Raw genomic sequence first — 21,710 nt, forward strand, 5'->3', positions numbered from 1 at the left:
AGCATCGGCTGCACCGCGACGGCCACCGTCAGCGCCGGATCATGCCTTCAGCAGCGGCCGATCGGCCTGGATGAAGGCGCGCAGCTGGTCCCAGTCGAGCAGCTCGGTCAGCGAGGCGTCCTCTATCTGGCCGACCTCGAATTCGGCAACCTGCTCGTGCACCAGGGCGTCGTCGACCTGCTCCAGCAGCGCGCGACCGCGCAACGGCCGGTCCAGCAGGCCGCGCCACGCATCGGGAACGCGGTAGTGGGACTGCTGGCCGAGCACCACGTCGAAAGCGGGTTCGCTGTGCAGGTCGAACCAGTGGTTCTCCGGCCAGAACACGCCGGCCCGGACCGGACCCAGCAGGCTGGCGCTGTAGTCGTTGTAGAAGCCGGCCAGGGTGCGGGCGACCTGCAGTTCTCCCTGCACCCCGAGCGTGCCGGCGGTCCAGACCGAACCGGCGCGCATGTTGCCGAGCACGAACACGCCGGTGGCCGGATCGTCATGGTCGCTGTAGGCGCCGTCGATGAGCAGGTCGCCGGTCACCACCAGGATGCACAGCCCGGCCTCGAAGGTATCCAGCGCCGGCAGTCGCAGGTCGCCGTCGACGACCATGGCGTCGTAGGCGGCATCGATCAGGTCGTCGTCCAGCAACGGCGCGGCATCCTCGAATATCGCGGTCAGCGTGCGCAGCTCCTCCAGGGTGGTCTCGCCGCGCAGCAATGAACGTCCTTGAATCGCCTGCATCTTCATCCTCCTGACAAAACGAGCGGCCAGCCTAGATAGTGGTAGGCAAGGCGTCAAACGGCGGGAGCGCAGCCGCCGGCGTTCTCCCGCGACCGTCTGCCCAGGTGTCCTGCTTCCGATGCCTAGCCCCATCGCCGTCCCCGTGGGGCGCATTTCGGCGCCTGAATCAATAGCTCAAGTACCGAAGAGTTCTTCAGCAGCCGAGCGGCCGATCATGGCCGACAACCGGTGCCTCTTGCTTGGATCACCGCGCAAGTCGCCGGGCGACCAGCGCTGTGCGCCGTTGTGGAGCTTCTGGCGGTACAGGCATCGGCATGCATCCGGCTCGAAAGCGCGCTAGCCGCCGTACAGCCTGTCTGCCGACTGGAACAAGATCCAACTCGTTGCGATGAACTTGTCGCCGCGCTGCGGGCGGTTGCCGCGATGGGTGTGGGTGAAGGCGGTGGGCGCGATCAGCAGGCTGCCGGTGCGCGGCGCCACCTTGCGCTGCTGGAACAGGAACTCGGTCTCGCCCTCGTCGAAGCCGTCGTTGAGGTACAGCGTCCACAGCAGGTGCCGGTGCAGGGTCTCGGCGCCGGCGTCGCGCGGGAACAGTTCGCAGTGCCAGTAGGGATAGCCGCCCTCGCCCGCCGCGTACCACTGCAGGTTGATCGCGCCGGGTCGCAGGCAGGTGCGGGCCAGGTCGGCCAGCGCGGCGTCGTCCATGCCCGGGAAGTCCTCGGCCGCCAGCCGCCGCGGCTGGCCGTCGGCGCCCTGCACCTGCAGCATCAGCGGCGAGATCAGCGCCTGCGGATAGCGCCGCAGGTACTGCAGTAGCGCGGCGAACACCGCCTGCTGCAGCCGCTGCTCGACCGGGCGCCATTCGGCCAGGCCGCTGATGCGCAGGTCGCGGCTGCGCTTGAGCTCGGGATACACGCCGCCGCCGACTTGCCCCGGCTGCAGCTGGGCGCTTTCGCGCAGGCGCTGCACGATCGCCGCGCAGTCCTCGGCACTCACCGCGTTGTCGACGACTTCGATGAAATCGGCGCCGCTCATGAGCAAGCCCCCGGCTGCCAGCGGTTGCCATGCGGCCTCGGATGCATCGGCCGCCCGGCAGCGGGCAACGACCACGACAACGTGACAGGCAAACGCATCGGCTAGCACCTTCCAGTGGCAACGATGCGCCGATGGTCGCCCCGGCCGGGGTCGCTTGTCACCCGCCCGCGGCGGGAACAGCGACGCCGATCAAGCCGTGGCGTCGGCCGGGAGCGGGCGCGCGTCGTGCTCGAGGTGGTAGCGGGTGGCCTGCTCCACTTCGTTGCGGGAACCCAGGAACACCGGCACGCGCTGGTGCAGCTGTTCGGGGCGGATGTCGAGGATGCGCTCGCGGCCGGTGGTGGCGGCGCCGCCGGCCTGCTCGACCAGCAGGCCCATCGGGTTGGCCTCGTACATCAGCCGCAGCTTGCCGGCCTTGGACGGGTCCTTGCGGTCCCACGGGTAGATGAAGATGCCGCCGCGGGTCAGGATGCGGTGCACGTCGGCCACCATCGAGGCGATCCAGCGCATGTTGAAATTCTTGCCGCGCGGGCCTTCCTTGCCGGCCAGCAGGTCTGCCACGTAGCCCTGCATCGGCGCTTCCCAGTGGCGCTGGTTGGACATGTTGATCGCGAACTCGCCGGTGTCGGCCGGGATCCGCATGCCGCGCTGGGTCAGCACGAACTCGCCGGTCTCGCGGTCCAGGGTGAAGGCGTGGGTGCCGTGGCCCACGGTCAGCACCAGCATCGTGCTCGGCCCGTAGATGCAGTAGCCGGCCGCCACCTGCTGCGTGCCCGGCTGCAGGAAGTGCTCGTCGCCGGGCCGGTCCACGCCGGGCGGGCAGCGCAGCACCGAGAAGATGGTGCCGACCGAGACGTTGACGTCGATGTTGGAGCTGCCGTCCAGCGGGTCGAACAGCAGCAGGAAGTCGCCGCTGGGATAGGTATCGGGCACCGGCTGGCTGTGGTCCATCTCCTCCGAGGCGCACGCGGCCAGGTGCCCGCCCCAGGCGTTGGCCTCGAGCAGGATCTCGTTGGAGATCACGTCCAGCTTCTTCTGCGCCTCGCCCTGCACGTTGCCGGTGCCGGCATCGCCCAGTACCCCGCCCAGCGCGCCCTTGCTGACCGCGATCGAGATGCTGGTGCAGGCGCGTGCCACCACCGCCACCAGCTGCCGCAGGTCGGCGTTGATATGGCCGGCGTGCTGTTCTTCGATCAGGAAACGGGTCAACGAGGTGCGGGACATGGACAAGGGTCGCCTTCGGAAAAGGGCTGCCATTGTCGCGGCTCGTCCGGGTTTTTGCGAACGCGGGCCGGCGGATGGACATCCGGATTGCGGGCAGGAGCGACGTCAGTCGCGCCCGGGCTTTACCGGCAAAGGTTCGGTCGCGGCTGACGTCGCTCCTGCAGGTGGCGGGGACGAAAAAAGCCCGGGATTGCTCCCGGGCTTTGCTGTCGATCCGTCGTCGGCTCAGCCGCGGCTGACGTCGTAGACCGCCTTGGCGACATAGTCCAGGTTGTCCTGGTTCAGCGCGGCCACGCAGATGCGGCCGGTGCCGACGGCGTAGATGCCGTACTCGTCGCGCAGGCGGTCGACCTGCGACTTGCTCAGGCCCGAGTACGAGAACATGCCGGCCTGCTGCTGGATGAAGCCGAACTCCGGTGCGCCCAGCGCCGCCAGCTTCTGCACCAGGCCGGCGCGCAGGGCGTGGATGCGCTCGCGCATCTCGGTCAGTTCCTGCTCCCACATCTGCCGCAGTTCCGTGCTGTCGAGCACGCCGGACACCAGCGCCGCGCCATGCGCCGCCGGGCTGGAGTAGATGGTGCGGATGATGCGCTTGACCTGCGACTGCACCGCCTTGGTCGAGGCCGCGTCCGGGCCCACCACCGACAGCGCGCCGATGCGCTCGCCATACAGCGAGAACGACTTGGAGTACGAATTGGCGACGATGAAGCTGTCGATGCCGGCCTCGGCAACGATGCGCACCGCGGCGCCGTCCTGCTCCAGGCCCTTGTCGAAGCCCTGGTAGGCCATGTCGATGAACGGGAACAGCTGGCGGTCCTTGAGCAGCGCGGCGACCTGCTTCCACTGCTCCACGCTCAGGTCGGCGCCGGTCGGGTTGTGGCAGCAGGCGTGCAGCAGCACCACGGTGCCGGGCTGCAGCTTCTGCAGGTCGGCCAGCATGCCGGCGAAGTCCAGGCCGTGGCTGGCGGCGTCGAAATAGGTGTAGCCGACGATGTCGAAGCCGGCCGCGCCGAACACCGCGCGGTGGTTCTCCCAGCTCGGGTTGCTGATCGCCACGGTGGCATGCGGCAGCAGTGTCTTCAGCAGGTCGGCGCCGACGCGCAGCGCGCCGCTGCCGCCGATGGTCTGCGAGGTGGCCACGCGGCCGGCGGCCAGCAGCGGCGAGTCCTCGCCGAACACCAGGCGCCGGGTGGCCTGGGTGTAGGCCGGCAGGCCGTCGATCGGCAGGTAGCCGCGCGGGCGCGCGTCCAGCGCCAGCTGCTGTTCGATGCGGTTGACGGCACGCAGCAGCGGGATGCGGCCATTCTCGTCGTAGTAGATGCCCACGCCCAGGTTGACCTTGGTCGGGCGGGTGTCGGCGTTGTAGGCCTCGGTCAGGCCCAGGATCGGGTCGCCTGGAACCTGTTCCACGTTTGCAAAGAAGGACACGGCGGTACTCGTTTGGATGACGGAAAGTGGGGGGTGCTCTGGACGGCGGCGGTGGTGGCGCGGGCGCAGCCAAAACGGCCCCATCCTAGCAGGGCGCAGCCCTTGCCGCGCCGGGGTTTCAAATGCAACTGCCGGCCTGCGGGGTGCGGTGGCCGGCACAAACGGCGATCATGCCGGCATGACGCGATGCACCTTCCTGGTCCTGTGCGGCGGGCTGTGGCTGACGGCCACGGGGCCGGCGCTGGCCCAGTCCGCCACTTCCCCCGCCGTTTCCACGCTCGATGCGGTCCAGGTCCAGGCCGCAAGAGTGCGTGCGGTGGACGATTTCGACCTGCCGGCGTCGCTGACCACGGTCGCCGTCGCGGCCGACGGCAACCGCCGCCAGGCGCAGGTGGCCGAGGCGCTGGACGGCATTCCCGGGCTGCTGGCGCGCGACCGCCAGAACGCGGCGCAGGACACCCAGCTGTCGATCCGCGGCTTCGGCGCGCGTTCCACCTTCGGCGTGCGCGGCGTGCGCCTGCTGGTCGACGGGGTGCCGGCGACGATGCCCGACGGCCAGGGCCAGCTGTCGCACTTCAACCTGTTCGGCGCCGACCGCATCGAGGTGCTGCGCGGGCCGTTCTCGGCGCTGTACGGCAACTCCTCCGGCGGCGTGCTGCAGCTGTGGAGCGCCGACGGCGAGGCCGGCGATCCGTGGCGGCTGCAGGCCAGCTACGGCAGCCGCGACAGCGTGGGCGCCGGCGTGCAGCTGAAAGGGCGGGAAGGCGCGCTGCGCTACAACGTGGCGGCCAGCCATTCCCGCAGCGACGGCTGGCGCGAGCACAGCGCGGCGCGGCGCGAATCGCTCAATGCCCGGTTCGGCATCGAGCTGGCGCCCGGCCGCCGGCTGGACCTGGTGTTCAACCATTTCGATTCGCCGCGGGCGCAGGACCCGCTGGGCCTGAGCCGCGCCCAGGCGAACGACGATCCGCGGCAGGCCACCGCGGTGGCGCACCAGTACGACACCCGCAAGTCGGCGCGGCAGTCGCAGGCCGGGATGGTGTTCACCCAGCAGTCCGGGCCGCAGACGCTGCGCCTGATGGGCTACGCCGGGCAGCGCGAGATCGAGCAGTTCCTGGCCATTCCGCCGGCGGCGCAGGGCAGCCCGCTGCATGCCGGCGGGGTGATCGACCTGGACAGTGGCTTCGGCGGCGCCGACGCGCGCTGGGCCTGGCATGGCGCGCTGGCCGGGCGGCCGCTGGAACTGGTGCTGGGCGCCAACGCCGACCGCCAGCGCCAGCACCGTACCGGCTACGAGAACTTCGTCGGCGACGCGCTCGGGGTGAAGGGACGCCTGCGCCGCGACCAGCGCGACCGGGTGGAGAACCTGGACCAGTTCGCGCAGGCATGGTGGCAGCCGGGGGCGCGCTGGTCGGCGCTGGTGGGCGTGCGCCACAGCGAGGTGCGCTTCCGCTCGGCCGACCGCTACGTCACCGCCGCCAATCCGGACGACAGCGGCCGCCGCGACTATGCGGCCACCACGCCGGTGGCCGGCATCGTGTTCCGGGCGCATGACGACCTGCGCCTGTATGCCTCGGCCGGGCGCGGTTTCGAGACGCCGACCTTCAATGAACTGGGCTACCGTGCCGATGGCGGCGCCGGACTGGCGCTGGACCTGGAGGCCGCGCGCAGCCGCAACCTCGAGATCGGCGGCAAGTGGCGCGACCCGGACGGCGCGCGCCTGGAAATGGCGCTGTTCCGTGCCGATACCGATGACGAGCTGGCGGTGGCAAGCAACAGCGGCGGCCGCAGCACCTACCGCAACATCGGCCGCACCCGCCGCGAGGGCGTGGAGGCCAGCTATGTGCAGCCGCTGGGCGACACCGCGCAGCTGCAGCTGGCGTGGACCTTCATCGACGCCCGCGTGCGCGACGGCTACCTGACCTGCAGCGGCTCGCCCTGCACCTCGCCATCGACCCCGGTGGCATCGGGCGCGCGCCTGCCCGGGGTGCCGCGCCAGCAGCTGTTCGCACGCGCGCAATGGCAGCCGCGGCACTGGCAGTTCGCCGCCGAGGTGGTGGCTTCCAGCGACACCGTGGTCGACGACCTGGCCAGCGAAGCGGCGGCCGGCCATGCCCTGCTCAACCTGGAAGCGGCGCGGCGCTGGGAAACCGCCCATGGTCCGCTGCGGCTGTTCGCCCGCATCGACAACGCGCTGGACCAGCGCTACATCGGTTCGGTGATCGTCAACGACGGCAACCGGCGCTTCTACGAACCCGGACCGGACCGCGGCTACACCCTGGGCCTGCAATGGCAGTGGCAGCGCTGAGCGCCGCCGCGCCTCATTCCGGTGTCCGGGCCGGTATGAACGGCGAGGTCGGGTCGCTGGCGGGGAAGGTCTCCTCCAGCGCCTCGTCCTGGTTGTCGCTCTCGTGATGCTTGCGCTGCCGGCGCTCGGCATCGGTTTCCGGGGCGCCGGGCGCGCGGCCGGGGTCGGGGTCGGGATCCCTGCGCTCGCGCGGGATCATCGCGGTGTTCGGCGGCACGGGGTCGGCAGGCGCGGCTTCGACCGACATGCCGGCGCCGCGGTCCTCGTTGTCCTGGGCATCGTGCTTGCCGCGTTGTTCGCCGGGCAGCGGCGGGGCGGACTGGCGTAGCGGGTCGCGTTGCATGGTGTCGGCTCCACGATGGGCCTCCGACTAAAGCGCCGGCGCGGTGAACGCGGTGCGAATCGGCACCGGCTGCACGGGACTGTCACGGCCCGATAACGGGGCCGGCGTTACTGCTTGCAACCCGCCCGTACCGGAGTGACGGCCATGCAACGCTTCGAACGACGTCCCGCGCACAGCGCCTTCAACGCCCATCTCGATCCGCTGCCGGCGACGGGCAGGCAGCGACCCCGCCGCGGCCAGGAAGGCTCGGCCGTGGCCCAGGACTTCCTGCAGTACAGCCTGGCCGACTACGACCGCCGCCGCCGCCGCCGCCGTGGTGCCGCGGTATGGCGCGACCTCTGCCCCGCCTACGCGTTCGCGCTGACCACGCATTCGGCCGACTGGCCGCGCGGCACCGGCGATACCGACGGCGAACTGGCCGCGCACTGGGACCAGGTGCGCGGCGAATCGCGGCTGGAATGGCCGCAGGTGCGCCCGGTGATCGAGGACGCCTGGCTGGCGCTGGACCACATGCCGGCGGCGGCGGTCCACGACCTGCGCCGCTCCTCGTAGCCGGGAAAGCGCGAAACGCGCCGCCGCCTGCCGACGGCGGTGCGCTTCGCCACGGCCTCAGACCCTGCCGGCGGCCTGCAGCCGCGCGAACTCGGCGTCGTCGAAAAGCCGCGAGCGCAGCAGGAAGCGCACGCCCTCGCCGTTCTCCAGCGAGAACATGCCGCCGCGGCCCGGCACCACGTCGACGATCAGCTGGGTGTGCTTCCAGTACTCGAACTGCGGCGCGCTGATGTAGAACGGCACCCCGCCGATGTCGCCCAGGTGCACGTCGCGGTCGCCGACGAGGAACTCGCCCTGGGCGAAGCACATCGGCGAGGAACCGTCGCAGCAGCCGCCGGACTGGTGGAACAGCAGCGGGCCGTGGCGCTCGCGCAGCCGCGCGATCAGCGCCAGCGCGCTGTCGGTGGCCAGTACCTGGACGGGCGGGTCGGTCATGGCGGCGGGCAGGATCGGCGGGAAATACGGTTCCGCGCCCGCCGCCGGCCGGGGGAGGGGGCCGGCGGCCGGCGCGGAAACGCTTCAGGCGGCCATGTCGATGACGACGCGGCCCTCGATCTTGCCCGCGTGCATGCGCGCGAAGATGTCGTTGATGTTCTCCAGCCGGTCGCTGGCGACGGTGGCGGCGACCTTGCCCTGCTCGGCGAACTCCAGCGATTCCTGCAGGTCCAGGCGGGTGCCGACGATCGAGCCGCGCACGGTCACGCCGTTGAGCACCATGCCGAAGATGTCCAGCGGGAACTGGCCCGGCGGCAGCCCGTTGAGCGAGACCGTGCCGCCGCGGCGGACCATGCCGATGGCCTGCTCGAACGCCTTGGGCGAGACCGCGGTGACCAGCGCGCCGTGGGCGCCGCCGATCTCCTTCTTCAGGTAGGCCACCGGGTCGGTGGTCTTCGCGTTCACGGTGACGGTGGCGCCCAGGCGCTGCGCCAGGCGCAGCTTTTCGTCGTCCACGTCGACCGCGGCCACGTTCAGGCCCATCGCCTTGGCGTACTGCACCGCCATGTGGCCCAGGCCGCCGATGCCGGAGATCACCACCCAGTTGCCGGGCTTGGTGTCGGTCACCTTCAGGCCCTTGTAGACGGTGACGCCGGCGCACAGGATCGGCGCCACCTCGACGAAGCCGATGTCCTTGGGCAGGTGGCCGACATAGCCGGCATTGGCCAGCGCGTACTCGGCGAAGCCGCCGTTGACCGAGTAGCCGGTGTTCTGCTGCGTCTCGCACAGCGTCTCCCAGCCGCCCAGGCAGTGTTCGCAATGGCCGCAGGCCGAGTACAGCCACGGGATGCCGACGCGGTCGCCTTCCTTGATGTGGGTGACGCCGGCACCCACCGCGACGACATGGCCCACGCCTTCGTGGCCGGGGATGAACGGCGGATTCGGCTTCACCGGCCAGTCGCCCTCGGCGGCGTGCAGGTCGGTGTGGCAGACCCCGCAAGCCTCGATCTTGACCAGGATGTCGCCCGCCGCCGGGCGCGGGACCTCCACTTCCTCGATCGCCAGCGGCTTGCCGAATTCGCGCACGACGGCGGCTTTCATGGTCTTGTTCATTGCGGACCTCCTCCTGGTGGGAACGGGAACAACATGGCGCGGTTCGCCCGGGCGCGCCTTGATCCGGCGCAAATCCGGCCGCACGGGCGGGCTCCGGCAGGATCGCGCCGCGGCGGTGACGGGAATCAGAAGAAGCCGAGCTTCTTCGGCGAGTAGCTGACCAGCAGGTTCTTGGTCTGCTGGTAGTGGTCGAGCATCATCTTGTGGTTCTCGCGGCCGATGCCCGACTGCTTGTAGCCGCCGAACGCGGCGTGCGCCGGATAGGCGTGGTAGCAGTTGGTCCACACCCGCCCGGCCTGGATGCCGCGGCCCATGCGGTACAGGCGGTTGGCGTCGCGGCTCCACACGCCGGCGCCCAGGCCGTAGAGGGTGTCGTTGGCGATCGCCAGCGCCTCGGCCTCGTCCCTGAAGGTGGTCACCGCCACCACCGGGCCGAAGATCTCCTCCTGGAAGATGCGCATCCGGTTGTGGCCCTTGAACACGGTCGGCTGCACGTAGAAGCCGTCGGCCAGCTCGCCGCCCATCGCGTTGCGCCCGCCGCCGATCAGCACCTCGGCGCCCTCCTGGCGGCCGATGTCGATGTAGGACAGGATCTTCTCCAGCTGCTCGCCGGAAGCCTGCGCGCCGACCATGGTGTTCGGGTCCAGCGGATTGCCCTGCTTGATCGCGGCCACGCGCGCCAGCGCCTTCTCCATGAACTTCTCGTAGATCGACTCCTGGATCAGCGCGCGCGAGGGGCAGGTGCAGACCTCGCCCTGGTTGAAGGCGAACAGCACGAAGCCCTCGATCGCCTTGTCCAGGAAATCGTCGTCCTCGGCCATCACGTCGGCGAAGAACACGTTGGGCGACTTGCCGCCCAGCTCCAGCGTCACCGGGATCAGGTTCTGGCTGGCGTACTGCATGATCAGCCGGCCGGTGGTGGTCTCGCCGGTGAAGGCGATCTTGGCGATGCGCGGGCTGCTGGCCAGCGGCTTGCCGGCTTCCAGGCCGAAGCCGTTGACCACGTTGAGCACGCCGGCCGGCAGCAGGTCGCCGATGATCTCCATCAGCACCAGGATCGAGGCCGGGGTCTGCTCGGCCGGCTTGAGCACCACGCAGTTGCCGGCGGCCAGCGCCGGCGCCAGCTTCCAGGCGGCCATCAGCAGCGGGAAGTTCCACGGGATGATCTGCCCGACCACGCCCAGCGGCTCGTGGAAGTGGTAGGCGACGGTGTCGTGGTCGATCTCGCTCAGCGAGCCTTCCTGCGCGCGCACCGCGCCGGCGAAGTAGCGGAAGTGGTCGGCCATCAGCGGCACGTCGGCGTTGAGCGTCTCGCGGATCGGCTTGCCGTTGTCCCAGGTCTCGGCGTGGGCGATCAGCTCCAGGTTCTGCTCGATGCGGTCGGCGATGCGGTTGAGGAGGTTGGCGCGCTCGGTGGTGCTGGTCCTGCCCCAGGCGTCCTTGGCCGCGTGCGCGGCGTCCAGCGCGGCCTCGATGTCCTCGGCGTTGGAGCGGGCCACCTCGGTGAACGCCTTGCCGGTGACCGGCGTGGTGTTCTCGAAGTACCGGCCGCTGCGCGGCGCCACCCATTGCCCGCCGATGTAGTTGCCGTAGCGCGGCTTGAAGATGGACTGCGGATCGGTGGCGAAGGGCTTGGCGGACGTGACGGCGTTCATGGATGCGGATCTCCGTGGAGCGGTGGCGACCCGGTGCGGGTCTGTGCCCACGGAGAGCGCAAGGACGATGCCAATTCCGGCCTGCTGCGCCGCAGCGTGGCCGCAGGCGCCGGTTCTGCGCAAACCGGCCGCGGAGAATGTTGCGGCGCGGAACAGGCGGTCGTTGCACCGCCGCCCGGCTTGTGGTGTTTATCGGGACAGGTGTCGATACAGCTGTCGCAGATTGCGACATGGGAGCTCACATGGCTTCACCATCGTTGCCGCCCCCCGTGGGCCGGGCCCGCCGTTCGTTCTTCGAGCGCGGCACCGCGCCGCTGGGCGGCGTACCGGAAACCATCCTGCAGTCGTGGCGCCGCTGCCGGCAGCAGGGACTGGCGGCCGATGCCCCGCCGGCGCTGGAGCCGGTGGCGGGCGGCCGCCTGCACGAGCTGCGCCAGCACCACGAGCGCCTGTGGCGGCTGGCGCGGGCCGAACTGGACGGGTTGTCCGGCGAACTGGCCGCCACCGACAGCATGGTGCTGTTGACCGACGCGGCCGGCTGGATCCTCGATGCCGAGGGCAGCCCGGGTTTCCTCGACCGCGCCGGCCGCGTAGCGCTGATGCCGGGCGTGTGCTGGGACGAGGCCACGGTGGGGACCAACGCCATCGGCACCGCGATCGTCGAAGGACGTTCGGTGCAGGTGCGCGGCGGCGAGCACTACCGCGCCCCGCACGGCATCCTCAGCTGTTCGGCCACGCCGATCTTCGATCCCTGCGGCACGCTGGTGGGCGTGCTCGACATCTCCGGCGACTCGCGCGTGCAGCACCTGCACGCGCCGGGCATGGCGCGGCAGGCGGTGGCGCGGATCGAGCACCGCTACTTCGAGCAGGGGATCGAGGGCGCCGAGCTGGTGCGGCTGCACCACGACCCGGCGTTGCTGGGCACCGTCCGCGAGGGCCTGCTGGCATTCCGCGGCGGGCGGCTGGTGGCGGCCAACCGGGTCGGGTTGAAGCTGTTCGGACTGGAGCGGCACGATCTTGGCCGGGCGACGTACGAGAGCCTGTTCGAGGTGCCGCTGTCGCGGTTGCACGACGATGGCGCGTTGATCGACCGACAGGGGCGTTCGCTGTACGGCCACCTGCAGGAACGCCGGCAACGAGCGTTCCCGCCATCCTCGCGGCCGCTGCCGTTCGCGTCGGCAACAGCAAAAGCCACAACAACAACAGCAACAACAACAACGAGCGGTCCGGTGTTCGGCCCGGGACTCGAGCAGGCGCTGGAACAGGCACGGCGGGTGCTCGATGCCGGCCTGCCGGTACTGGTGCAGGGCGAGACCGGCACCGGCAAGGAAGTGTTCGCGCGCGAACTGCATCGGCGCTGCACGCGCGCCGGCAAGCCGTTCGTGGCGGTGAACTGCGCGGCGTTGCCGGAGGGCCTGATCGAGGCCGAACTGTTCGGCTACGAGGAGGGCGCGTTCACCGGTGCGCGCAAGCAGGGCAGCCCGGGGTTGCTGCGCCAGGCCCAGGGTGGCGTGCTGTTCCTGGACGAGATCGGCGACATGCCGCTGGCGTTGCAGCCGCGCCTGCTGCGGGTGCTGCAGGACCGCGAGCTCTCGCCGCTGGGTGGCGGCAAGCCGGTGAAACTGGATTTCGCGCTGGTGTGCGCCACCCACTGCGACCTGGACGACGCCATCGCCGCTGGCCGCTTCCGGCCCGACCTGTACTACCGCATCGCCGACCACCAGGTGCGCATCGCCGCGGTGCGCGAGCATGACGACCGCGCCGGGCTGGTCCGCGCGCTGTGGTCGCGGCTGGGCGGCGGCCGCCGGCTGAGCGCGGCGGCCCTGCAGGCGCTGGTCGATTACGGCTGGCCGGGAAACCTGCGGCAGCTGTCGTCCTGCCTGCGCACCCTGGTGGCGCTCAGCGACGACGGCGCGCTGCTGGACGTGGAGCGCTTGCCGGGCTACCTGCGACGGCCCTCGGCGCCATCGACTCCACCGCCGGCGGTGGCCGTCGCGGCTCCCGGCGGGGGGCTGGAAGCGATGACGGCCGCGGCGATGCGCCAGGCACTGGCCGAATGCGGCGGCAATGTCGCCCGCGCCGCGCGCCGGCTGGGCATCAGCCGCAGCACCCTGTACCGGCGGCTGGGGCCCGGGTTGCGCGGATCCTAGGGCCGGGCTTTCCCGGTCCTGCGGTCGGATGCGGTCCGGCCGGCGTCAGCCGGCCAGCGCCGCCGCTTCCCGCGCCAGCTGTTCGATCCGGCCCCAGTCGCGGGCCTGCAGCAGTTCGCGCGTGGTCAGCCAGGAACCGCCGACGCACAGCACGTTGGGCAGGTGCAGGAACTGCAGCGCGGTCTGCGCGCTGATGCCGCCGGTGGGGCAGAAGCGCACGTCGCCGAACGGGCCGTTCCAGGCCGACAGCATCGCCGCGCCGCCGGCCTGCACCGCCGGGAAGAACTTGAAGGTGTCCAGGCCGTGCTCCAGGCCCAGCATCAGCTCCGAGGCGGTGGCCACGCCGGGCAGCAGCGGCAGGTCACTGTCGCGCGCGGCGGCGTACAGCCGCGCGGTGGCGCCGGGCGAGACCGCGAAGCGCCCGCCGGCGGCCTTCACCGCTTCCAGCTGGCGCGCGTCCAGCACCGTGCCGGCGCCGACCACCGCGTCGGGCACCGCTTCGACCATGGCCTTGATCGCGTCCACCGCCACCGCGGTGCGCAGCGTCACCTCGATCACCGGCAGCCCGCCGCGGAACAGCGCCTGCGCCACCTGCACGGCATCGTCGATGCTGTCGGGAGTGAATACCGGGATGACCGGTGCGAGCCTGAGGACCGCGCGCACCCGCGGATCAGCGCCTGACATCGAACCTTCCTTCGCCCACCAGGGCCTGTACGTCGGCCACGCCGACCGGGTTGAAATCGCCGGGTACCGAGTGCTTCAGGCAGCCGGCGGCCAGCCCGAAGCGGATCGTCGCCTCGGCGTCGAAACCTTCGATCAGGCCGTGCAGCACCCCGGCGGCGAACGCATCGCCGCCACCGATGCGGTCGACGATGCCCACCAGCTCCTCGGCCGGGGCCAGCGCCCGCGTGCCGTCGCGGCCCAGCAACATCGCCGCCAGCGAATGGTGATCCACGTTGTGGGTGCTGCGCTGGGTGCAGGCCATGTACTGCAGGCGCGGGAATGCCGCGAACGCCTGTGCGGCGGCCGCATCCACCCGGGACCGGGCATCGGCCTGGGCGAACTCGCCGCCGAGCACCACGCCGATGTCGCGGTAGTCGGCGAACAGGACATGCGCGCAGTCGAACAGGTCGCGCAGGATGGCGCGGGCATCGCCGCCCCAGCGCTGCCACAGCTTCGGCCGGAAATTGCCGTCGAACGACACCTTCACCCCCAGCCCGCAGGCCGCGCGCGCCGCTTCCAGCGTGGCCTGCGCCGCCGCCGGGCCCAGTGCCGGGCTCACGCCCGACAGGTGCAGCCAGTGCGCGCCGTGCAGCAGCGCCGGCCAGTCGTAGTCGCCCGGCGCGGCCAGCGCGAACGCCGAATCGGCGCGGTCGTAGACCACCTCGCTGGGCCGGTGGCCGGCGCCGGTGGCGAGGAAATACAGGCCCATGCGGCCATCGGCGGCCCGCACATGGGTGGTGTCGACGCGGTAGCGGCGCAGCTCGCCGGTCGCCGCGGCGCCGAGCGGGTTGTCGGCGACCACGCTGACCATCGCCACCTCGTGGCCGAAATGCGCCAGCGACACGCCGACATTGGCCTCGGCGCCACCGGCATGCACCTCCAGCTGCGGCGTCTGCAGCAGCAGCTGGCGGCCGGGGGCGCCCAGCCGCAGCAGCAATTCTCCGAAACAGACAATACGGGTACGACTCATCGGGGGTCCTCAGCGTGCCGCCGCCGGCGATGATCGCACGGGGCAATTGACTATCGGTGTCATTCTAGCCCGCGACCCCGTGTCCAGCGCCAGCATGGAGCCGGTAGAACCGCCGGAACCGCTGCAGTACATGGGTTTCGGCGCCAGCCGTGGCCTGCTGCAGTGCAAGATGCCGAGCCAGGATCCAACTGTTACCGTCCGCGTTGACTAGCGGTGTCATCCGAGTGACATCACCAGAACAAGCGCAGTTTCATGTTGAACCTTGGGAGAGGAAGCACATGCACGCACGACTCACGCGGAAAAAGACACCGGTTACCTTGCTCGCCTTCGCGATCGGCCTGGCCCTGCAGGCCGGCAGCGCCACGGCCCAGGAGGCCCCGGCCGAAGCCACCGAACTGGATACCGTCACCGTTACCGGTTACCGCGCCAGCGTCGAGAAGGCGCTGGACATCAAGCGCGGCGAAGCCGGCGTGGTCGACGCCATCGTCGCCGAGGACGTCGGCAAGTTCCCGGACCTCAACCTGGCCGAGTCGCTGCAGCGCATTCCCGGCGTGGTCATCACCCGCGATGCCGGCGAGGGCCGCAACATCTCGGTGCGCGGCCTGGGGCCGGACTTCACCCGCGTGCGCATCAACGGCATGGAGGCGCTGACCACGGTCGGCAGCTCCGACCAGACCGGCGGCACCAACCGCAGCCGCGGCTTCGACTTCAACGTGTTCGCCTCGGACCTGTTCTCGCAGATGATCGTGCGCAAGACCGCCTCGGCCGACGTCGAGGAAGGCTCGCTGGGCGCCACCGTCGACCTGCGCACCGCGCGGCCGTCGGACTACGACGGCTTCACCTTCGCCGCCAGCGGCCAGGCCAGCTACGGCGACATGTCGCAGAAGGCCGACCCGCGCGTGGCCGCGCTGGTCGCCAACACCTGGGCCGACGGCAAGTTCGGCGCGCTGCTCTCGGTGGCCTATTCGGAGAAGCAGACGCTCGAGGAAGGCAGCGGCAGCGGCCGCTGGGCCAACGGCCCGAGCAACGGCGGCTTCGACCCGTCTTCGCCGTTCACCGACGCGCTTGCCGAGGACGTCTATCACCCGCGCTTCCCGCGCTACACGCAGATGTTCCACGACCAGAAGCGCACCGGCGTCACCGGCGCGCTGCAGTTCAAGCCGTCCGACCGTACCGAGTTCTCGCTCGATGCGATGTACTCCAAGATCGACGCCACCCGCGACGAGCACTACATCGAGGCGATCTCCTTCAGCCGCAGCGCCTCGCAGGGCGGCAAGCCGGAGACCATCGTCAACGACGGCTACATCGATCCGGCCACCGGCGCGCTGCTGTACGGCAGCTTCGACAACGTCGACGTGCGCTCGGAGAACCGCCACGACGAGTGGTCCACCGTGTTCAAGCAGCTCAGCCTCAGCGGCGAGCACCAGTTCAGCGACGACTTCAGGATCAGCGGCAAGCTCGGCACCTCCTCGTCCAGCCACGAGAACCCGGTGCAGGCGACGATCATGATGGACAAGCTCAACGTCGCCGGCTACAGCTACGACTACCGCGGCAACAAGTGGTCGCCGGTGCTGAACTACGGCATCGATCCGACCGACCCCAACGGCTGGTCGCTGTCCACCATCCGCATGCGCCAGAACGAGGTGAAGAACGACTTCGACGTGGGCCAGCTGGACTTCAACTGGAACATCAGCCCCGGCTTCCGCCTGAAGGGCGGCGTGCTGGCCAAGAACTACGACTTCAAGTCGCAGGAATGGCGTCGCACCGCCACCGAAACCGACGTGCCCAACTTCGCCGACGGCACCCCCATCGTGCCGGTGGACCTGACCAACCTGGTCGGCCTGAAGGGCGTCAGCGGCTCGCCGGGCAGCTGGGTGGTGCCGGACTTCGACGCCATCGCCAGCTACTTCGACATCTACAGCGGCGAAGGCACCTTCGCGCTCAGTCCCTATGCGGCCAGCAACCGCAGCGTGGAGGAAGAGGACCGCGGCGGCTGGCTGATGGGCGAGTTCTCCACCGACCTGGGCTCGATCCCGTTCTCCGGCAATTTCGGCGTGCGCTACGTCAAGACCAAGCAGAGCTCGACCGGCATCGCCACCATCGCCGGCGTGGCCACGCCGATCACGGTCGACCGCGAATACAGCGACACCCTGCCGTCGCTGAACCTGGTCGCCGAGCTGACGCCCGACTTCCTGCTGCGCTTCGGCGCGGCCAAGGTGATGAGCCGTCCCGGCCTGGGCAGCCTGACCCCGGGCGTGACCGTCAGCGTCAGCGGCGGCTCGCGCAACGTCAACGGCGGCAACCCGAACCTGGACCCGATCCGCGCCAGGACCTACGACCTCAGCGCCGAGTGGTACTTCCAGGACAGCGCGATGCTGAGCCTGGGCCTGTTCTTCAAGGACATCGAGAGCTTCGTGCAGACCACCCGCGAGGTGCGGCCGTTCTACACCAGCGGCCTGCCGGCCAGCATCGCCGAGAGCTTCGGCGTCAGCGCCAACGACGACTTCGTGTTCTCGGTGCCGGTCAACACCCCGGGCGGCGACCTGAAGGGCGTGGAGGCCAACTACGTCCAGCCGTTCACCTTCCTGCCGGGCCTGTGGAGCAACTTCGGCATCCAGCTGAACTACACCTACGTCGATTCGCAGATCCAGTACCTGACCAGCAGTGGCGCCTCCTCGCTGAAGACCGACCTGACCGGCCTGTCCAAGCATTCGTGGAACGCCACCCTGTTCTACGAAGGCGAAACGTTCGCCGGCCGCGTCTCGGTCACCAACCGCGACGACTACCTGATCCAGGTGCCGGGTACCGAGCAGGGCTTCACCTCGGACGTGCACGGCCAGACCGGCACGACCTACGTCGATGCCTCGCTGCGCTACAAGGTCAGCGACCAGATCGAGCTGAGCCTGGAAGGCATCAACCTGACCAACGAGCCGCAGCAGTCCTGGGTCGGCGCGGCCTCGCAGCTGCCGCTGGACTACAGCGAAACCGGCCGCCAGTACCTGTTGGGTTTCCGCTACAAGTTCTGAGTATCGATGCGGGAAAACGCGCCCCGGCCACCGCCGGGGCGCGTCATCGATGGTGCGACGCAGGATGTGGAGACGCGCCGGCGTCGCTAACGTGGCCGCCCGCGCGCGGGATCGGCAGGCCGCCCGCCCCCAAGAGAAACACGATGTCGCGACATTCCACCTGGTTTCCGCTTCGCTCCCTGGCCCTGGCCCTGGCCGTTGCCCTGGCCCCCGCCTTCCAGCTCCTGGCGCAGGACACCGACCCCCGGCTGCTGTTCCACGTATCGGCCGACGCGGGCTTCGTCGCCGACATCGCCGGCGGCGATCCGGTGCCGAACTTCCAGGACAAGGTGAAGCGCATCGCCGACGGTGCGCACGGCGAGGCCATCGAGTGGGCCGACGACGGCGTGCTGTCGTGGAACGCCCCCGGCAACATCCAGGCCCAGCGCGGCACCCTGGCGTTCTTCTGGCGTCCCCGCTACGCCGTGGGCGAGGCGCCGTTCGTGATCTTCCGCGTCGGCTATGCCGACCACAGCAGCTGGGACATGGCCTGGCTGCGCATCGACTGGAACGGCGAAGGCTTCGACGCCTTCGTCACCGACGCCAACCTGGCGCGCACCCGGGTGTCGTTCAAGCTCGAAACGTTGCCGGCGCCGCAGACGTGGCGGCACCTCGCCTTCGCCTGGGACGAAGACCATGGCGTGCGCCTGTACCTGGACGGCAAGGAGGTCGCGCGGCAGGAGACCACCGGCGACTACGACGCGGCGCTGGACCAGCTGGGGCTGGCCGGCCGGGTGATGGCGCCATACCAGGTGCAGAGCCGCTACAACTTCCTGCGCGGCAGCGATTTCGACGAGATCCGGGTCTACGACCGCATGCTCGACGCGGCCGGTGCCGCTGCGCTGGCGCGCAATGCCGCGCCGCATACCGCGGTGGCCGAAGGCGATGGCCTGCGCGCATGGCGACACCGCTTCGGCTGGGACGCGGCGCCGCCGCCGGCGCTGACCGCGCCGGTCACCACGATCCGCAAGGTGGAGTTCGCCGATGCCAGGGACCTGAAGCAGTGGATGTGGAAGGGCACCGACGGCATCGCCGAGACCACCTGGCCGGGCGTCTACAACCGCTCGCGCCTGCCCGGCCGCAACGACTACTTCCAGCTGCCGGACTGGAACACCTACGTCGAGGGCGGCCGGCACCTCGACCTGGCGGTGCCCGACGATGAAACGATCAACCGCATCGAGATCCGCGGCGCCGCCTTCGGCACCCTGACCGGCAGCGCCGGCGAGCTGTTCGCACGGCCGCAGGGCGTGGTGCGTAGCGTCGACGACTTCGCCGCACAGCGCGGCGGCACGCTGCGCTTCTCCAACGTCGAGCCGGAAACCCCGATCCAGGAGATCTGGGGCTACCACGTCAGCGACGCCGCCGAGCCGGAAGGCACGGTCAAGCAGCGCTACCTGATCGACAGCGACGCCCTGCCCGACTACCTCAACATCGCCGGGCTGCGCGACTACATCGACGGCCGCCATCCGCCGGCCGAGCGCAGCACGGTGATGGCCCTGCCCAAAGGCGCCGGCTCGCGCCGTCGCGGTGCCGACACCCTGCCTGCCGCGCCGCTGCCGATCGTGCACGTGCTGATCCCGTCCGGCGTCGGCGACGCGCCCGCCGCGCAGCCGCTGATCCGCAGCTGGGCGCACAGCTGGGAGAACATGTACGACGGCCTGGACGGGGTCGCCATCGACCTGCCCGCGCTGGACCTGCCGGCCACCCACGAGGGCCTGATCCCGCTCAACATCCGCATCAAGGACCCGATCTGGCCGGCGCGCGACATGATCGACGTCTCGGTCTCGGTCAAGCCGGGGCAGAAGCGCACGCTGTGGCTGGACCTGCGCGACCGCATCCTCACCGCCGACAGCCTGTGGATCAGCATCGCCAGCGCCGCGCCGGGCTTCGACGCGCGGGCGCTGGATGGCGCCGAGATCCGCCTGGTGTTCAAGCCGCGCGCCGAGGCCATCAAGGAACACGTCGCCGACCGCTTCAACCAGGTACGCGACAACTGGGGCTTCCTGGTCGAGGAACACACCACTTCCAAGCGCCAGCGCCTGTACGCCCGCGTGTATGCCGACCTCAGCGACCTGCTGCGGGTCGATCCGGACCACGAGCTGGGCCGGCTGTACTGGAACTACATCAGCTACAACAGCCAGGGCAAGCCGCCGTTCGAGCAGCCGCAGCCGCCCAGGGGGGTACCGCTGTGGGCGTTCCGCCAGCTCGAGGACCTCAAGCACGTGCGCCGTTTCGTCGACTGGTGGATCGACCACCGCCAGGTCGAATACGGCGATTTCGGCGGCGGCATCTCCGACGACTCGGACCTGGTGCAGCAGTGGCCGGGACTGGCGCTGATGGGGGTGATGCCGGACCGGCTCAACGCCTCGCTGACCGCGCTGTCCGATGCCGTCTACCGCAACGGCATGTTCGCCAACGGCCTGAGCACCATCGAGACCGACGAACTGCATGCCTACGAGGAAGGCATCAACGCCAACAGCGCCATGCTCTACCTCAACTGGGGCGATCCGTTGACCGTCGAGCGGCTGATGGAGACGGTCAAGGCCTTCGACGAACGCATCATCCTGCCCAACCCGCAGGGCCACCTGCTGTTCTCCAGCAACTGGTTCGGCGGCAACAAGGTCTACCGCGAACCGAACTGGCAGTGGCAGAAGCCGTACTCGTTCCCGGCGCTGCACCCGGCGTTCCTGGTCGGCGCCTACAACGCCGATCCGACCGGCCGCAAGCTGGTCACCGGGCTGGCCGACGGCTACCTCGCCCACGCCTACACCGCCGCCGACGGCCAGTGGGTGCTGCCCAACGAGATCAACTGGGCCACCGGCCAGACCCGCGGCGGCGAACTCAACGACGGTTCCGGCGGCGGCGACACCGTGCACCTGTTCTGGGCGGCGTGGCGCTGGACCGGCGACGAGAAGTACCTCAGGCCGCTGCACTACCGCGTCGCGCGCGGCGGCCCGGGCGCGCTGTCCAACCTCGGCGAGAACTTCATCGAGGTGCTGGGCCGCGACCGGGACTGGGGCCGCAGGCTGACCGAAGCCGCCGACAAGGGCGCCACCGGCTTCCCCAGCGTGGTGGCCTGGCAGCTCACCGGCGACAAGAAGTATCTGGAGGCGCTGCACGCCGACGGCATCCAGGCCAAGGCCCAGCGCGAGTACATGAACACCGAAGGCCACTGGTGGAGCGACCGGGTCGAGGCGCCGAGCGAGTTCCTGCAACGCGCGCGCCTGGGCGGCATCGCCCTCAAGCGCAACCAGGGCTGGCCCGGGCATACCGTCAGCTGGCGTTTCGCGCAGGAAGCGGCTGCCGAACAGGTCGCGCTGCTGGTGCATGCGCCCTCGCCCGAACGCTTCACCGTCACCGCCTACAACCTGGGCAGTGCGCCGCAACGGGCGCAGATGACCGGCTGGAACGTGGCGCCCGGCCGCTGGCGCGTGCGCAGCGGCACCGACCGCGATGGCGACGGCCGCATCGACGGCAAGGCCAGCGAGCGCGAGATCGTGCTGGAGAAAAGCGTCTCGACCGAGCTGACGTTCGCGCCGAAGCGCACCCAGCTGTTCGAGTTCGAGCGGATACGGCCGGGCACGCCGGTGGAAACCCGCCCGGACCTGGGCATCGGCCGTGGCGACGTGCGGGTGGACGGCGACAGCGTGCGGCTGACCGTGCACAGCCTGGGCCATGTCGGCACCGGCAGCGGCCATGCCGTGCTGGAGGACAGCCACGGCCGCGAACTGGCCCGGGTCCCGGTTCCGGCATTGCCGGCACCGGGCGACCTGCGCCCCAGGACCGCACAGGTATCGCTGCCGCTGAACGGACGCGATCCCGCCGGCCTGCAGGTGCGGGTGGCGCTGGATGACGATGCCGAGGAAGTGACCCGGCTCAACAACCGGCGACCGCTATCCGCGCCCTGAGTCCGCGCGAAGGTTTCCACCCGGGCCGGGCGGTCCGGCGCCGGCAGCCACGATGATCGTGGTGGCCCGTGC

The 21,710-nt window shown here is 70.2% G+C and carries 15 protein-coding genes; 5 read left to right on the forward strand and 10 right to left on the reverse strand.

Annotation, left to right across the window (positions count from 1 at the left end; all coding sequences use genetic code 11):
* Nucleotides 1-39: 39 nt before the first annotated feature.
* The 4 genes from OK345_RS11755 to OK345_RS11770 form a co-directional block, all read right to left on the reverse strand.
* Nucleotides 40-729, reverse strand: a complete 690-nt coding sequence (locus OK345_RS11755; RefSeq protein ID WP_265128165.1) for a hypothetical protein — start codon at nucleotides 727-729, stop codon at nucleotides 40-42.
* A gap of 336 nt (nucleotides 730-1,065) precedes the next feature.
* A complete protein-coding gene (locus OK345_RS11760; protein ID WP_265128166.1) occupies nucleotides 1,066-1,764 on the reverse strand; it encodes a 2OG-Fe(II) oxygenase in 699 nt (232 codons plus the stop codon).
* Between the two features lie 189 nt (nucleotides 1,765-1,953).
* Nucleotides 1,954-2,988 carry a class 1 fructose-bisphosphatase gene (locus OK345_RS11765; protein ID WP_265128167.1) on the reverse strand — a complete coding sequence of 345 codons (1,035 nt, stop codon included), beginning with the start codon at nucleotides 2,986-2,988 and terminating at the stop codon, nucleotides 1,954-1,956.
* 225 nt (nucleotides 2,989-3,213) lie between these two features.
* Nucleotides 3,214-4,416: an amino acid aminotransferase gene (locus OK345_RS11770; RefSeq protein WP_265128168.1), complete on the reverse strand. Its 1,203-nt coding sequence runs from the start codon at nucleotides 4,414-4,416 to the stop codon at nucleotides 3,214-3,216.
* 178 nt (nucleotides 4,417-4,594) lie between these two features.
* Here OK345_RS11770 and OK345_RS11775 point away from each other — a divergent pair, with 178 nt between their 5' ends.
* Nucleotides 4,595-6,724 carry a TonB-dependent receptor family protein gene (locus tag OK345_RS11775; protein ID WP_265128169.1) on the forward strand — a complete coding sequence of 710 codons (2,130 nt, stop codon included), beginning with the start codon at nucleotides 4,595-4,597 and terminating at the stop codon, nucleotides 6,722-6,724.
* 13 nt (nucleotides 6,725-6,737) lie between these two features.
* Here the strand turns inward: OK345_RS11775 and OK345_RS11780 are convergent, their stop codons facing one another.
* Nucleotides 6,738-7,067, reverse strand: coding sequence for a hypothetical protein (locus OK345_RS11780; RefSeq protein WP_265128170.1), 330 nt, complete (start codon nucleotides 7,065-7,067; stop codon nucleotides 6,738-6,740).
* Between the two features lie 144 nt (nucleotides 7,068-7,211).
* Between OK345_RS11780 and OK345_RS11785 the strand changes: the two genes are divergently transcribed.
* Nucleotides 7,212-7,619, forward strand: coding sequence for a hypothetical protein (locus tag OK345_RS11785; protein WP_265128171.1), 408 nt, complete (start codon nucleotides 7,212-7,214; stop codon nucleotides 7,617-7,619).
* Nucleotides 7,620-7,676: 57 nt separating this feature from the next.
* Here the strand turns inward: OK345_RS11785 and OK345_RS11790 are convergent, their stop codons facing one another.
* The 3 genes from OK345_RS11790 to adh all read right to left on the reverse strand — a co-directional run bounded on the left by OK345_RS11790 (nucleotide 7,677) and on the right by adh (nucleotide 10,822).
* The gene (locus tag OK345_RS11790) at nucleotides 7,677-8,054 is read right to left on the reverse strand and encodes a DUF779 domain-containing protein (RefSeq protein WP_265128172.1); all 378 of its coding nucleotides are present in this window, start codon (nucleotides 8,052-8,054) and stop codon (nucleotides 7,677-7,679) included.
* Nucleotides 8,055-8,138: 84 nt separating this feature from the next.
* Entirely contained in the window at nucleotides 8,139-9,167 is a 1,029-nt protein-coding gene (gene adhP, locus OK345_RS11795) for an alcohol dehydrogenase AdhP (protein ID WP_265128173.1), read from the reverse strand.
* Between the two features lie 125 nt (nucleotides 9,168-9,292).
* Nucleotides 9,293-10,822: an aldehyde dehydrogenase gene (gene adh, locus OK345_RS11800; RefSeq protein WP_265128174.1), complete on the reverse strand. Its 1,530-nt coding sequence runs from the start codon at nucleotides 10,820-10,822 to the stop codon at nucleotides 9,293-9,295.
* 242 nt (nucleotides 10,823-11,064) lie between these two features.
* Between adh and OK345_RS11805 the strand changes: the two genes are divergently transcribed.
* Nucleotides 11,065-12,972, forward strand: coding sequence for a sigma-54-dependent Fis family transcriptional regulator (locus OK345_RS11805; RefSeq protein WP_265128175.1), 1,908 nt, complete (start codon nucleotides 11,065-11,067; stop codon nucleotides 12,970-12,972).
* A 45-nt stretch (nucleotides 12,973-13,017) separates the two neighbouring features.
* Here the strand turns inward: OK345_RS11805 and eda are convergent, their stop codons facing one another.
* Both eda and OK345_RS11815 read right to left on the reverse strand, forming a co-directional pair.
* A complete protein-coding gene (eda, locus tag OK345_RS11810) occupies nucleotides 13,018-13,656 on the reverse strand; it encodes a bifunctional 4-hydroxy-2-oxoglutarate aldolase/2-dehydro-3-deoxy-phosphogluconate aldolase (protein WP_265128176.1) in 639 nt (212 codons plus the stop codon).
* Nucleotides 13,643-14,665: a sugar kinase gene (locus OK345_RS11815; RefSeq protein ID WP_265128177.1), complete on the reverse strand. Its 1,023-nt coding sequence runs from the start codon at nucleotides 14,663-14,665 to the stop codon at nucleotides 13,643-13,645. Before OK345_RS11815 ends, eda begins: the two co-directional genes overlap by 14 nt.
* Before the next feature lie 278 nt (nucleotides 14,666-14,943).
* Between OK345_RS11815 and OK345_RS11820 the strand changes: the two genes are divergently transcribed.
* Nucleotides 14,944-17,691 (forward strand): TonB-dependent receptor, encoded by a 2,748-nt coding sequence (locus OK345_RS11820; protein ID WP_265128178.1) that lies wholly within the window; start codon nucleotides 14,944-14,946, stop codon nucleotides 17,689-17,691.
* Between the two features lie 143 nt (nucleotides 17,692-17,834).
* The gene (locus OK345_RS11825; protein ID WP_265128179.1) at nucleotides 17,835-21,638 is read left to right on the forward strand and encodes a LamG-like jellyroll fold domain-containing protein; all 3,804 of its coding nucleotides are present in this window, start codon (nucleotides 17,835-17,837) and stop codon (nucleotides 21,636-21,638) included.
* The last annotated feature ends 72 nt before the right edge of the window (nucleotides 21,639-21,710 follow it).

The organism is Xanthomonas chitinilytica, from assembly GCF_026107455.2.
Classification (GTDB): domain Bacteria; phylum Pseudomonadota; class Gammaproteobacteria; order Xanthomonadales; family Xanthomonadaceae; genus Stenotrophomonas; species Stenotrophomonas chitinilytica.

Excerpts from the sequence above, each read along its gene's own strand:
- OK345_RS11755 (WP_265128165.1), bottom strand. The coding sequence starts at position 729 with ATGCAGGCGATTCAAGGACGTTCATTGCTGCGCGGCGAGACCACCCTG.
- OK345_RS11760 (WP_265128166.1), bottom strand. The coding sequence starts at position 1,764 with ATGAGCGGCGCCGATTTCATCGAAGTCGTCGACAACGCGGTGAGTGCC.
- OK345_RS11765 (WP_265128167.1), bottom strand. The coding sequence starts at position 2,988 with ATGTCCCGCACCTCGTTGACCCGTTTCCTGATCGAAGAACAGCACGCC.
- OK345_RS11775 (WP_265128169.1), top strand. The coding sequence starts at position 4,595 with ATGACGCGATGCACCTTCCTGGTCCTGTGCGGCGGGCTGTGGCTGACG.
- OK345_RS11780 (WP_265128170.1), bottom strand. The coding sequence starts at position 7,067 with ATGCAACGCGACCCGCTACGCCAGTCCGCCCCGCCGCTGCCCGGCGAA.
- OK345_RS11785 (WP_265128171.1), top strand. The coding sequence starts at position 7,212 with ATGCAACGCTTCGAACGACGTCCCGCGCACAGCGCCTTCAACGCCCAT.
- OK345_RS11790 (WP_265128172.1), bottom strand. The coding sequence starts at position 8,054 with ATGACCGACCCGCCCGTCCAGGTACTGGCCACCGACAGCGCGCTGGCG.
- adhP (WP_265128173.1), bottom strand. The coding sequence starts at position 9,167 with ATGAACAAGACCATGAAAGCCGCCGTCGTGCGCGAATTCGGCAAGCCG.
- adh (WP_265128174.1), bottom strand. The coding sequence starts at position 10,822 with ATGAACGCCGTCACGTCCGCCAAGCCCTTCGCCACCGATCCGCAGTCC.
- OK345_RS11805 (WP_265128175.1), top strand. The coding sequence starts at position 11,065 with ATGGCTTCACCATCGTTGCCGCCCCCCGTGGGCCGGGCCCGCCGTTCG.
- eda (WP_265128176.1), bottom strand. The coding sequence starts at position 13,656 with ATGTCAGGCGCTGATCCGCGGGTGCGCGCGGTCCTCAGGCTCGCACCG.
- OK345_RS11815 (WP_265128177.1), bottom strand. The coding sequence starts at position 14,665 with ATGAGTCGTACCCGTATTGTCTGTTTCGGAGAATTGCTGCTGCGGCTG.
- OK345_RS11820 (WP_265128178.1), top strand. The coding sequence starts at position 14,944 with ATGCACGCACGACTCACGCGGAAAAAGACACCGGTTACCTTGCTCGCC.
- OK345_RS11825 (WP_265128179.1), top strand. The coding sequence starts at position 17,835 with ATGTCGCGACATTCCACCTGGTTTCCGCTTCGCTCCCTGGCCCTGGCC.